The 14,579-nt window shown below is 33.7% G+C and carries 7 protein-coding genes; 2 read left to right on the top strand and 5 right to left on the bottom strand.

Features of this window, described 5'->3' with window-relative positions:
• Window positions 1-55 precede the first annotated feature (55 nt).
• The 3 genes from LNQ49_RS17530 to LNQ49_RS17520 all read right to left on the bottom strand — a co-directional run bounded on the left by LNQ49_RS17530 (window position 56) and on the right by LNQ49_RS17520 (window position 5,572).
• The gene (locus LNQ49_RS17530; RefSeq protein ID WP_229990306.1) at window positions 56-2,827 is read right to left on the bottom strand and encodes a bifunctional aconitate hydratase 2/2-methylisocitrate dehydratase; all 2,772 of its coding nucleotides are present in this window, start codon (window positions 2,825-2,827) and stop codon (window positions 56-58) included.
• A gap of 278 nt (window positions 2,828-3,105) precedes the next feature.
• On the bottom strand, window positions 3,106-4,059 hold the full coding sequence (locus LNQ49_RS17525; RefSeq protein ID WP_229990305.1) for an AAA family ATPase: 954 nt from the start codon (window positions 4,057-4,059) through the stop codon (window positions 3,106-3,108).
• A 79-nt stretch (window positions 4,060-4,138) separates the two neighbouring features.
• The gene (locus tag LNQ49_RS17520; protein ID WP_229990304.1) at window positions 4,139-5,572 is read right to left on the bottom strand and encodes a peptidylprolyl isomerase; all 1,434 of its coding nucleotides are present in this window, start codon (window positions 5,570-5,572) and stop codon (window positions 4,139-4,141) included.
• Between the two features lie 564 nt (window positions 5,573-6,136).
• On the opposite strand from LNQ49_RS17520, the gene LNQ49_RS17515 reads away from it, so the two are divergent.
• Window positions 6,137-7,570, top strand: a complete 1,434-nt coding sequence (locus tag LNQ49_RS17515) for an alpha-amylase (protein ID WP_229990303.1) — start codon at window positions 6,137-6,139, stop codon at window positions 7,568-7,570.
• Between the two features lie 316 nt (window positions 7,571-7,886).
• A complete protein-coding gene (locus LNQ49_RS17510; RefSeq protein ID WP_229990302.1) occupies window positions 7,887-9,476 on the top strand; it encodes a peptide chain release factor 3 in 1,590 nt (529 codons plus the stop codon).
• Between the two features lie 280 nt (window positions 9,477-9,756).
• Here LNQ49_RS17510 and LNQ49_RS17505 read toward each other — a convergent pair whose 3' ends face one another.
• Entirely contained in the window at window positions 9,757-10,068 is a 312-nt protein-coding gene (locus LNQ49_RS17505) for a DUF3467 domain-containing protein (RefSeq protein ID WP_129537468.1), read from the bottom strand.
• Between the two features lie 11 nt (window positions 10,069-10,079).
• Window positions 10,080-14,387, bottom strand: a complete 4,308-nt coding sequence (gene rpoC, locus LNQ49_RS17500) for a DNA-directed RNA polymerase subunit beta' (protein ID WP_229990301.1) — start codon at window positions 14,385-14,387, stop codon at window positions 10,080-10,082.
• Window positions 14,388-14,579 lie beyond the last annotated feature (192 nt).

Here is a 14,579-nt window from a genome sequence, read left to right as displayed (position 1 = left end):
AGAAAAAGCCTGAGTTTGTGACTCAGGCTTTTTGAATTATGAACTAATTATGCTATTATTTTACCAACAACTTGTGAGAAGGGGCAAACTTAGTCAGATTGATTCCTTCTACTGCAGTTTTGTATTCGTCGATTGTAGGAGTTCTACCAAGAATTGTAGACAACACTACAACTGGAGTAGACGAAAGCAAGGATTCCCCTTTTTTACCTTCTGTATCCTCAACAACTCTTCCTTGGAAAAGACGCGTAGAAGTTGCCATAACAGTATCTCCTTTTGCTGCTTTTTCTTGATTACCCATACAAAGGTTACATCCTGGACGCTCTAAATACAACATGTTTTCGTATTCTGTACGTGCTGCACCTTTAGGAGCATCATCATTAAATTCGAAACCAGAGTATTTTTGTAAAACTTCCCAGTCTCCTTCTGCTTTAAGCTCATCAACGATGTTATATGTAGGTGGCGCTACTACAAGAGGCGCTTTGAATTCAACTTTACCATGTTGCTCTTCTATATTCTTTAACATCTGAGCAAGGATTTTCATATCCCCTTTATGAACCATACATGATCCAATAAATCCAAGGTCTACTTTTTTATCTCCTCCATAAAACGATAGAGGTCTAATTGTATCGTGAGTATATCGTTTAGAAACATCGATATTATTTACATCTGGATCTGCAATCATTGGTTCTGAAATCTGATCAAGATCAACAACAACTTCAGCATAATACTTAGCATTTGCATCTGGAACTAAAGCTGGTTTCTCTCCTGAGATAATCTCTGTAATTCTCTTATTTGCTTTATCAATCAATCCTTGAAGCACTTGATTCTCATTGTCCATACCTTTGTTAATCATAATCTGGATTCTGCCTTTAGCAATTTCCAATGATTCAATCAAAGTATAATCTTCAGAAATACAGATAGAAGCTTTAGCTTTCATCTCTGCAGTCCAGTCAGTAAACGTAAAGGCTTGGTCAGCGTTAAGAGTTCCGATATGAACCTCAATGATTCTTCCTTGGAATACGTTCTCTCCTCCAAACTTATGAAGCATTTGAGCTTGTGTAGCATGAACCACATCACGGAAATCCATGTACCCTTTCATATCTCCTTTGAACGTTACCTTTACAGATTCTGGAATTGGCATTGAAGCTTCACCAGTAGCAAGTGCAAGAGCAACTGTTCCCGAGTCAGCACCAAAAGCAACACCTTTAGACATTCTTGTATGTGAGTCACCACCAATGATGATTGCCCACTCGTCTATAGTAATATCATTAAGTACCTTGTGAATTACATCTGTCATTGCATGATAAACGCCTTTCGGGTCACGTGCAGTGATCAAACCAAAGTCATTCATAAATTTCATAAGCTTTGGAATATTTGCCTGAGCTTTTTTATCCCATACTGATGCAGTGTGACAACCTGATTGGTATGCACCATCAACGATTGGTGAAATTACCGTAGCTGCCATAGATTCTAATTCCTGAGCAGTCATAAGACCTGTTGTATCTTGTGAACCTACAATATTAACTTCTACACGAACATCTGAACCTGCATGTAATACTTTATTTGGAGTATTTCCAACTGCATTTCTATTGAATATTTTTTCTACTGCTGTAAGACCTTGTCCTTCATTAGAAATTTCTTTTGATGGAGCGTATACAGCTGGAATAGCAACACCTAGAGTCTTAGCCGCAAATGTTTGAAGTTTTTTACCAAAAACAATAGCGTACGACCCACCAGCTTTAATAAATTCCATTTTCTGAGGAGTAAATGCCTTAGAAATATCAATTAGCTCTTGGTCACCTTTATAAAGTTTCTTTTCCTTGATGTTGATTGTAAGAACTGTTCCAGTAGCAACAGAGTATGCTTCTTCAAGAACTGGATCTCCGCTCTCATTACGGATAGCTTCACCATTTGCATCAAGCTTTTTTACCCAATTTTTAAGATCAAGACCAATACCTCCTGTAACATCAACGGTTGTTAAGAAAATCGGAGAAATACCGTTTGTTCCTCCAACGATTGGTGCAAGGTTAACGAATGGAATATATGGGCTTGCTTGTTTACCTGTCCAAAGAGCCACGTTGTTTACACCTGACATTCTTGAAGAACCTACACCCATAGTACCTTTTTCAGCAATTAACATCACGCTTTTATCTGGATGTGCTGCTTGTAATGCTTTGATTTCTTCTTGTGCTTGAGGAGTAATCATACATTTACCATGAAGCTCACGATCTGAACGTGAGTGAGCTTGATTACCCGGAGAAAGTAAATCTGTCGAAATATCTCCCTCACCAGCAATATAAGTAACTATCTGAACTTCATCAGCTACCTCAGGCAGTTTTGTAAAAAACTCAGCCTGTACATAACTTTCAAGAATATCTTTAACAATTTCATTACCCTTTTCGAATGCTTCTACTAAACGATCTGTATCTGCATCATAAAGAAAAACTTGAGTCTTAAGAACCTTTGCTGCTTCTTTTGCAATAGCAACATCATTACCTAAAGCTAAATCAAGCAACACCTCTATTGAGGGCCCGCCTTTCATATGCGACAATAACTCAAAAGCAAAAGCCGGAGTAATCTCTTTTAGTACAGATTCTCCAAGAATAATCTCCTTTAAAAACTTAGCTTTTTCGCCAGCAGCACTCGTCGTTCCTGGCAAAGTGTTATAAATAAAAAACTTAAGAGAATCTTCTCGGAATGGGCTATCTAAATCTTTAATTTGCGCAATGATTTCGCTTAATAATTCAGCACCATCAATTGGCTTTGGATGAAGTCCTTGACCTTTGCGTTCTTCGATCTCTTTGATGTAATCGTTATAAGTATTCATAATATATAGGAGTCTATTTATTTTTTGTACGCAAATTTAAAAATTAAAGATGAGAATTAAAAAAAATATAACAGAAGTCGCCTTTTCAAAAATTATTATTGAAAAATAACGATTTACATTGCGTAAATTTAGCAAAATTGCAATTTTACGTCAAAATATTAAATTATTAATAATATAAAATCCTTTCTTTAGCAAAGTCGAAATTCCTTACTATAAAGAAAAAGGTCCTTTGCCATGTTTTAAGCAAAGAACCTTTCTAAATAAGCCTTTTTCTAACGTTATAGTAGTTTTTGAATTATAATTTCTTCTGTAATTCCTTCGGCATCGGCTTTATAATTTTTAATAATTCGATGTCTTAAAATTCCAGTTGCTACAGCTTTTACATCTTCAATATCTGGCGAAAATTTACCTTTAAATGCAGCATGTGCTTTAGCCGCTAATATTAAATTTTGTGACGCTCTTGGCCCTGCTCCCCAATCTAGATAATTTTTAACAAAATCATTTGTCAAGCTATTGTCTGGGCGGGTTTTACTTACCAATGTTACCGCATACTCTATCACATTATCCGCAACAGGAATTCGACGGATTAAATGCTGAAAATCTATAATTTCCTGAGCTGTAAATAATGGATTAATCACATTTGTATTATCCGAAGTAGTGCGTTTTACAACTTGTACTTCTTCTTCAAAACTTGGATACTCTAATTTTATAGCAAACATAAAACGGTCTAATTGAGCTTCTGGTAAAGGATACGTTCCTTCTTGCTCAATTGGATTCTGAGTGGCTAGTACAAAATATGGTAAATCCAATTTATGATTTTCTCCTGCTATTGTTACTGAACGCTCTTGCATTGCTTCTAGTAAAGCTGCTTGTGTTTTAGGTGGCGTTCTGTTAATCTCATCTGCCAAAATAATATTAGAAAAAACAGGTCCTTTTATGAACTTGAATCGTCTGTTTTCATCCAAAATTTCACTCCCCAAAATATCTGATGGCATTAAATCTGGAGTAAATTGAATTCTCTTAAAATCAAGCCCTAAAGCTTGTGATAATGTATTTATCAATAATGTTTTTGCCAATCCAGGCACTCCTATTAGAAGAGCGTGCCCGCCAGAAAAAATGCAAATCAAAATTTGATCTACAACATCATCCTGACCTACAATTATTTTTGCGATTTCAGTTTTTAATTCATTACGTTTTTGAACTAAGTTATGAATTGCTGTTACATCAGACATTTTATGAATGTATTTAAAATTAAAAAGAGTTAGCTTTATGAATTCATAAAACTAACTCTTTTTATTTATTTTATAAAAATTATTTTTTCAACCAGTTATTAGTAAAAGCACAATCTCTGTACTCTCCAATAATTTTAATATATGTTTCTTTTATTTTTTCATCAAACCATTTTGCAATAGTACTGATTTGTTTTTCTTTTAAAGCCAAATCTTTAATCTTGATATAATCTTTACCATAATCAGCAACATGCTCTTCGATTCTGTTTGTTACAGTAATTAACTTATAGGTTTTTTTACCTTTATCGTCTGTATTCAAAATTGGTTGTGATACTTCGTCGTCTTTTAAGTTTGAAACTTGAGTATACAACGTAGGATCCATTTTTGTTAATTCGAAACGAGTATCTTGTGTATTTGGATTAATTAAAGCTCCTCCATTTGCACGAGTCTCTTTTTCATCTGAATCTGCTCTTGCTGCTTCAGCAAAAGTAACTTTCTTCTCAACTATTTTTTCTCTGATTGCAGCAATTCTTTCTTTTGCTTCTTTTAAAGCGTCTTCTGAAACTACTGGAGCTATTAAAATATGACGTAACTCTACTTCTTGCCCTTTAATCTTGTCTATTTTTATAATATGAAACCCAAAAGTAGTTTCAAAAGGAGCCGAAACTTCTCCTTCTTGAAGACTAAAAGCAACATCCTTAAATTCTTTTACGAAAGGTGTCTTTCTTGTCATTTTATAATACCCTCCATTTGAACTAGAACCTGGATCTTGAGAATATAAAACTGCTTTAGTTGCAAAACTTGCTCCGTCCTCTACATCTTTTTTAATGCTATTTAACCTATCGATAACCTTTTGCTTATCTTCTTTAGAAACTTTAGGATCTACAACAATTTGCGCTACTTCCATCTCTGCTCCAAAAGTTGGCAACTCATTAGTTGGAATTTTCTTAAAGAAATTACGAACCTCTTCTGGAGTGATTTCTACTCCATCGATAATTTTTTTCTGCATCTCTGATGCAAGTTTTTGTTCTTTTAAGATATCTGCAAAATAAGTTCTGAATTCTTCAACTGAATTCTTTTTGTAATACTGAACTACCTTATTTATATCTCCGATTTGCTGAACCATATAGTTTAATCGTTCATCCATCATCCCTTTTACTTCGGAATCACTTACAATAATACTATCCTGAATCGCTTGATGTGCGTATAGTTTATCTTCTAGAAGTTTTCCAAGCATTTGACATCTTGAAATATCTTTAACTGATCCTCCTTGACTACTAATCTCTAAATAACTTTTGTCAATATCTGAATCTAAAATAATATAATCACCTACTGTAGCGATAATACCATCAATTTTTTGTTTTTGATTACTTTTTTTAACTTCAACTGGTTTTGCTGCAACAGAATCTTTAATAATTTCTTGCGCTCTAGTTAGCGAATTGAAAAGAAGCAAAAAACTTATTGTTAATACAAATTGACAATTGATAGTTTTTATTCGTAATTTTTTTAATAGCATTATTTTAAAATTTAATTTAATGTAAAGTAGCTTTATTTTTCAGCATTATCCGGTTACAAATATAGTAAACCGCGTATTTCAATATATATTTTAAATGTTCAGAAAATAAAAATCTTTACAAATCTAACAAACATTGCTTAATTAACTTATAACGAACAAAAATAACAATTCAATCACATAATACAAGTTTCCTTATTACTATTAACAAAAAATTATATGCAATCAAAAAAAATCTCATATCCAAAAATTAGTCGCATTAAATATTTGAAACAAGTATAAAAAATCAATCAGACTTTTTTTAGCCATAACACTGATTAACCTCTATAAAAAACACCTCCAAACAACTAATTTTCAAGCAAATAATTTAAAGTTTTCAACACTACAACGTTTTCGTTTAGAAAATAAAATCCCTAAATAAATACAGAAGCAAGTTTTACTTACATTCGATATGTGATTATTATTATTTATCCCAAAATTATATAAATAAATTAAATATTTCATTCATTATTTAATTTATCACAATTTTATTTACCAAATCTAAACTTAACCTAAAATTTTTTAATTATGAAAAAACAAATTGTAAAGCTTTATTTAATTACTGCTCTAACAGCTTTTTTTTATTCTTGCAGCTCAAATGAAAATACTGAAGCTGAAATTGAAGCTGCTAACTCTAAATTTAAAATTATAAATGTTACCAATCACGATGGTCGCCCATTTAGCACTGGAGCTTCTATTACTGGGAAATATGTCGCAAATCCAGGTGGTGGAGTAATGATGCAAGCTTTTTATTGGGATGTTCCTGCTGGTGGAAACTGGTGGAATACTCTTAATACTAAAATCACTGATTGGTCAAATGCAGGAATTGGCTCTATTTGGCTACCTCCTGTTTCAAAAGCACAAAATGGCGCTTTCTCAATGGGGTACGACCCTACTGATTATTTCGATTTTGGAGATTACAATCAAAATGGCTCTACAGAAACTCGTTTTGGATCTAAAACTGAACTTGTGAGTTTGATTACCAAAGTACATGCTGAAAACATGCAAGTTTATGCCGACATTGTTATTAATCATAATAGCGGTGGACAATTAGAAAATAACCCTTTTACAGGAACTCAAACTTGGACTAATTTCACTGGAGTGGCTTCTGGAAAATTCCCTAGAACAAGTGCCGATTTCTATAAAAATGCATACGGAAATAACGATGAAGGTGCTTTTGGTGGATTTCCTGATTTAGCTCATGTGGTTCCAAATGTTCAAAACTGGCTTTGGCTTCGTGCTGACGGTGTCGGTAAATATTACAAAAACACGATGAAGTTTGATGGATGGAGATTTGATTATGTAAAAGGTTTTGGCCCATGGGTTGTAAATCAATGGAATACTAATGTAGGTGGATTTTCGGTGGGTGAATACTGGGATTCTAATGTAAACACACTCGAATGGTGGGCAAACAATGCCAATAGCTCTGTATTTGATTTTGCTTGTTACTACAAAATGAATGATGCGTTTGACGGAAATAATCTTGCCATATTAAATGATGATATGATGTGGAAAAGAAACCCTTACAAAGCCGTTACCTTTGTTACTAATCATGATACTGATGAAATATCGAATAAACTATTGGCTTACTCCTATATTTTAACTCATGAGGGCTATCCAACAATCTTTTATAGAGATTATGAAGAATGGTTAGACAAAAATAAATTGAACAACCTTATATGGATTCACAACAACAAAGCTACAGGAACAACTTCTATTCTATATTCCGATAATGACGAATATATTGCTCGAAGAAATGGGTACAACGGAAATCCTGGATTAGTAGTTTATATCAACAATTCATCTTCTTGGCAAGAGAGATGGATTCAAACCAATTGGGCAAATACCCAAATTAAAGATTTTACTGGAAATTCTAGTTGGTATCCAACAACACAAGGTGATCAATGGGTAAAAATTCAATGTCCACCAAAAGGATATACAGTATGGTCAATCAACAATTGATTATATCCAGAAATTACATTTGCCACCAAACATGCTGAACTCATTTTAAAATAGTAAAATAAAAAAAACTAACCGCAAAGCTCGCAAAGGCTTACGCTAGAAACACAACGTTTTATTATAACTAAAGACTGAGGCTCAAAACTAAAATTAAGACTGGAATCTAAGAAATAGGCTGATTTGTATAATCAGCCTATTTCTTATTCAAACAAAACAATAAACAACTAGAAATTATCTAGACCAAACAAGCTTAAAATAGAAGCTACTATTTTTTTTAAGCCGTAATTAATAGTACTTTTGCAAACTATTGATATTAAATATGAGCTTTTTAAAAGAAATACAACGTAGAAGAACATTTGGAATTATTTCGCATCCCGATGCTGGAAAGACAACATTAACTGAAAAACTATTGTTATTTGGTGGTGCTATTCAGGAAGCTGGTGCAGTAAAAAACAATAAAATAAAAAAAGGGGCTACGAGTGATTTCATGGAAATTGAGCGTCAGAGAGGAATTTCGGTTTCTACATCTGTATTAGCCTTTAATTATAAAGATAAAAAAATCAACATCCTTGATACTCCTGGTCACAAGGATTTTGCTGAAGATACTTTTAGAACTTTAACCGCTGTAGACAGTGTAATTGTAGTAATTGACGTTGCAAAAGGGGTTGAGGAACAAACCGAAAAATTAGTTGCAGTATGTAGAATGCGTAAAATTCCGATCATTGTTTTTATAAACAAATTAGATCGTGAAGGTAAAGATGCATTTGATTTGATGGATGAAGTTGAGCAAAAACTAGGTTTAACAGTTACTCCATTAAGTTTCCCTATCGGAATGGGATATGATTTTCAGGGAATCTATAACCTTTGGGAGCAAAACATCAATTTATTTAGTGGAGACAGTCGTAAAAACATTGAAGAAACAATTGCTTTCTCAGATGTACAAAATCCTGAACTAGAAAAAATAATTGGTCAAAAGCCTGCCGATAGACTACGTGAAGAATTAGAATTAATAGATGAAGTATACCCTAAATTTGATCGTCAAGATTATTTAGACGGAAAATTACAGCCTGTATTCTTTGGTTCTGCTTTAAATAACTTTGGAGTACGTGAATTGCTAGATTGTTTTGTTACAATCGCTCCTTCTCCAAGACCAAAAGATTCTGAAACACGTTTAGTTGATCCTACTGAAGAAAAAATGACTGGTTTTGTATTTAAAATACATGCCAATATGGATCCTAAACACAGAGACCGTTTAGCATTTATAAAAATTGTTTCTGGTACTTTCGAAAGAAACAAACCTTATTACCATGTACGCCAAAAGAAAAATCTGAAATTTTCTAGTCCAAATGCTTTTTTCGCAGAGAAAAAAGAGATTGTAGATATTTCATATCCTGGAGATATTGTTGGTTTACATGACACTGGAAACTTTAAAATTGGAGATACATTGACTGAAGGCGAAGTAATGAGCTTTAAAGGAATTCCAAGTTTCTCTCCTGAGCATTTTAGATACATTAACAATGCCGATCCAATGAAAGCTAAGCAATTAGACAAAGGTATCGACCAATTGATGGATGAGGGTGTTGCGCAATTGTTTACTTTAGAAATGAACAACCGTAAAGTTATTGGAACTGTAGGTGCTCTACAATACGAAGTAATTCAATACCGTTTGGAACATGAATATGGTGCAAAATGCACCTATGAAAATTTCCCTGTTCATAAAGCTTGTTGGGTTAAACCTGACGATGCTAAAAATGATGAATTCAAAGAATTTAAACGTATTAAGCAAAAGTTCTTAGCAAAAGATAAATATGGTCAGTTGGTATTTTTAGCCGATTCTGACTTTACAATACAAATGACTCAGAATAAATACCCAAGTGTAAAATTATTTTTTACTTCTGAGTTTGAATAATCACCTTATTCTAAATTATATAAAAAAAGCGCTACTTCTAGAAGTAGCGCTTTTTTTTGAATATGAATTAACAAAAAAACAACCTTGAGTGAGTATTCCATTTTTAGGAAGTCGCAAATTAGAAAAATACTCCCTGAAGACAAAACTTAATCGACAAAGTGAATTAAAAATCGGATAAAGTGTTTTTCAATTTATTTTAAAAAAATACAATCCTTTCTCTTAGCTCAGATATCAAAATTCTATTATATAAAAAAAGCCCCATTACTGGGGCTTTTAAAATTTATGCTTGTCCTGCTGGACCGAAGTTAAGCGGTATTGGTGCTTGTTCAGTTTCTTTGATTTCGCCATGAGCGACTTCAAAACGATGAATATTTTCTCCAATTGCTTTTAGTAATCGTTTAGCATGTTGTGGTGTCAAGACAATTCTTGACTTTACCTTGGCTTTAGGAATACCTGGCATAATACTTACAAAATCTAAAACAAATTCTGAAGAAGAATGATTAATAATTGCTAAATTAGAATAAATTCCTTCAGCGATTTTCTCGTCTAATTCAATATTAATTTGCTCTTGTTGTTGATTCGAATTACTCATAGTTTCCTAAATTAATAAATATATTCTTCTTTATTAGCCATCATTTCATTGTAATCGTCTTTAGAACCTACAATTGTATGATCGTATTCTCTCATACCAGTTCCTGCAGGAATTCTGTGTCCAACAATTACATTTTCTTTTAATCCTTCTAAATAATCTACTTTACCAGCTACTGCAGCTTCGTTAAGTACTTTCGTTGTTTCTTGGAAAGAAGCAGCAGAAATGAATGATTTAGTTTGTAGCGAAGCTCTTGTAATACCTTGTAAAACTGGCGTTGCAGTTGCAGTAATTACATCTCTAGCTACTACTAGATTTTTATCTGTACGTTTTAATAATGAATTTTCATCACGTAATTCACGAGGAGAAATAATCTGACCCGCTTTTAATACGCTAGAATCTCCAGCATCTTCAACTACTTTCATTCCGTATAATTTATCGTTTTGAACGATAAAGTCTTTAGTATGAATTAATTGATCTTCTAAGAATAAAGTATCACCTGGATCTTGTACTCTTACTTTACGCATCATTTGACGAATAACAACCTCAAAGTGTTTGTCATTGATTTTTACCCCTTGTAAACGGTATACCTCTTGAATTTCATTAACCAAATACTGTTGAACAGCTGCTGGTCCTTGAATTCTTAAAATATCGTCTGGAGTAATAGCACCGTCTGACAATGGTACACCTGCTCTAACGAAGTCATTCTCTTGAACTAGAATTTGGCTTGATAATTTAACCAAGTATTTTCTAACATCACCAAATTTAGATTCGATAACGATCTCACGGTTACCTCTTTTGATTTTTCCAAAAGAAACAACTCCATCAATTTCAGAAACTACAGCTGGGTTTGAAGGATTACGAGCTTCTAACAACTCTGTAATTCTAGGTAAACCTCCGGTAATATCTCCTGATTTAGAAGAACGACGTGGGATTTTCACCAATACCTTACCTGCTTTAATTTTCTCACCGTTTTCAACCATTAAGTGGGCTCCAACTGGTAAGTTATAAGAACGAATTAATTCACCTTCTTTACCATAAACTAATAAAGTTGGAATTAATTTTTTAGCTCTTGATTCAGAAATTACTTTTTCTTGGAAACCAGTTTGCTCATCAATTTCAACCATGAATGATTGACCTTGCTCTAAATCTTCGTAAGCAATTTTACCAGTAAACTCAGAAACGATAACTCCATTATATGGATCCCATTTACAGATTACATCTCCTTTAACAACCGATTGTCCATCTTTTACAAAGATACTTGAACCGTAAGGAATGTTATTTGTACTTAATAAGATACCTGTTCTTTCGTCAATTAATTTCAATTCAGTAGAACGAGATACTACAATATCAACTGCATTACCTTCGTTATCCTCACCTTTAACAGTTTTTAAATCTTCGATTTCTAGTTTACCATTAAATCTTGTAATGATGCTAGATTCCTCAGAGATACCACCCGCAACCCCTCCAACGTGGAAAGTACGTAATGTTAACTGTGTTCCTGGCTCTCCAATAGATTGAGCTGCAATTACTCCAACTGCCTCTCCTCTTTGAGTCATTTTTCCAGTAGCTAAGTTTCTACCGTAACATTTAGCACAGATTCCTTTAAGCGCTTCACAAGTTAATGGAGAACGAACTTCAACTTTCTCAACTGGAGAAGCCTCAATTGCTTTCATTATAGCTTCTGTGATTTGCTCACCTGATCTTACTAAATAATCACTAGTTAAAGGATTAATTACATCTTGCAATGCAACACGTCCTAAAATTCTTTCTCCTAACGATTCAACAATCTCCTCATTCTTTTTCAATGCAGAAACTTCAACACCTCTAAGAGTACCACAATCCTCAATGTTAACAATAACATCTTGAGAAACGTCATGTAATCTTCTAGTTAAGTAACCAGCATCGGCAGTTTTAAGAGCCGTATCCGCAAGTCCTTTACGAGCACCGTGAGTAGAGATAAAGTACTCAAGAATCGAAAGTCCTTCCTTAAAGTTAGAAAGAATCGGGTTTTCAATAATTTCACCACCACCAGCAGTAGATTTTTTAGGCTTAGCCATCAAACCACGCATACCAGTTAACTGACGAATTTGTTCTTTAGATCCCCTTGCTCCAGAGTCAAGCATCATATATACAGAGTTGAATCCTTGTTGATCTTCTCTAATATTTTTCATTGCTAACTCTGTAAGTTGAGCATTTGCTGAAGTCCAAACATCAATAACTTGGTTGTAACGTTCGTTATTGGTAATAAGACCCATGTTATAATTTGTTGAGATACCTTCAACTTGCTCTCTGGCATCTGCAATCAATTTAGTTTTTTGCTCTGGAATTCTAATATCACCAAGAGAGAATGATAAACCTCCTCTAAAGGCAAATTTATACCCCATATCTTTCATGTTGTCCAAGAAGGCTGCTGTAGTAGGTACATTGGTTGCGCTTAAAACGTGTCCAATAATATCTCTAAGGTTTTTCTTAGTCAATACATCATTGATATATCCTGCTGCTTCTGGTACTACTTCATTAAACAATACACGACCAGCGGTAGTTTTAATAATTTGGTACACTAATTCTCCAGCTTCATTAAAATCTTTTGCTCTAATTTTCACTGAAGCATTCAATTCTAATCTTCCTTCGTTTAATGCAATATTTACTTCCTCTGCAGAGTAAAAAGTTAAGCCTTCACCTAAAATTGTAAGCTCTGGAGTAGAAAGACGCTCTTTGGTCATATAATATAGACCCAAGACCATATCCTGAGAAGGTACAGTGATCGGAGCACCGTTAGCAGGGTTCAAGATATTGTGTGAAGCCAACATTAACAATTGAGCTTCCAAAATAGCCTCTGGTCCTAATGGTAAGTGTACCGCCATTTGATCCCCATCAAAATCGGCATTAAATGCCGTACAAACTAGAGGGTGCAATTGGATTGCTTTTCCTTCAATTAATTTTGGTTGGAATGCTTGTATACCTAATCTGTGCAAAGTAGGAGCACGATTCAGTAATATTGGGTGACCTTTAATTACATTTTCAAGGATATCCCAAACTACTGGCTCTTTTTTGTCTATAATTTTCTTAGCAGATTTTACCGTTTTTACAATACCTCTTTCTATCAATTTACGGATAACGAAAGGCTTGTATAATTCAGATGCCATATCTTTAGGGATACCACATTCGAATAATTTTAATTCCGGTCCAACAACAATTACCGAACGAGCAGAATAATCCACACGTTTTCCTAAAAGGTTTTGACGGAAACGTCCTTGTTTACCTTTTAATGAATCTGATAATGATTTTAATGGTCTGTTTGATTCTGTTTTAACAGCAGAAGCTTTACGTGTGTTATCAAATAATGAATCTACAGATTCTTGCAACATACGTTTTTCGTTTCTTAAGATAACTTCTGGAGCTTTAATCTCCATTAATCTTTTCAAACGGTTGTTACGTATAATTACACGACGGTATAAATCATTTAAATCTGAAGTTGCAAAACGACCTCCATCAAGTGGCACAAGCGGACGTAATTCTGGTGGAATAACTGGAACCACTTTCATAATCATCCATTCTGGACGGTTTTCACGGTTTAAGTTAGACTCACGGAAAGACTCAACAACTTGTAATCTTTTTAATGCTTCTGTTTTACGTTGTTTAGACGTTTCATTGTTAGCGCTGTGTCTTAGTTGGTAAGATAACTCATCTAAGTCAATACGTGCCAATAAATCCATAATACACTCTGCTCCCATTTTGGCAACAAACTTATTTGGATCGAAATCATCTAAATATTGATTATCTTGAGGAAGAGAATCTAAAATATTTAAATATTCTTCTTCAGTTAAAAAGTCTAATCTTTGTAAAGATTCTCCTTCTGCGTTTTTAGCAATACCAGCTTGGATTACTACGTATCTTTCGTAGTAAATAATCATATCTAATTTCTTAGAAGGAAGTCCAAGGATATAACCAATTTTATTAGGAAGTGAACGGAAATACCAAATGTGAGCAATTGGCACAACAAGGTTGATGTGTCCTACTCTATCACGACGTACTTTTTTCTCAGTAACTTCAACACCACAACGGTCACAGATGATCCCTTTGTAACGAATTCTTTTATATTTACCACAAGCACATTCAAAATCCTTAACAGGTCCGAAGATTCTTTCGCAAAAAAGTCCGTCACGTTCTGGTTTGTGCGTTCTGTAGTTGATTGTTTCTGGCTTTAAAACCTCTCCTCTTGACTCTTTCAAGATAGATTCAGGTGAAGCTAATCCAATTGAGATTTTGTTAAATCTTTTTACTGGATTTTTATCTTTATTATTTCTATTATTCATCATAGTTTTTACTATTGATTTATTTGCAATTAAAAATTGATTTTGTTTAAGTCGAAATTTTAAAAGTCGAAGGCCAAAAACCTCTGGGGACTTGAAAATTTATGACATTTGACTTAACACTACCTCGAATTACTTCTCTAAACTTCAACTTTTTTGAAGTGCTAATTATAAAACCTATCAGGTTTAAATAAAAAA

Source organism: Flavobacterium pisciphilum, assembly GCF_020905345.1.
In the GTDB taxonomy this organism is placed as follows: Bacteria; Bacteroidota; Bacteroidia; order Flavobacteriales; family Flavobacteriaceae; genus Flavobacterium; species Flavobacterium pisciphilum.
The sequence above is the reverse complement of the archived record's forward strand: the minus strand, read 5'-3'. Positions and strand labels throughout refer to the sequence as shown.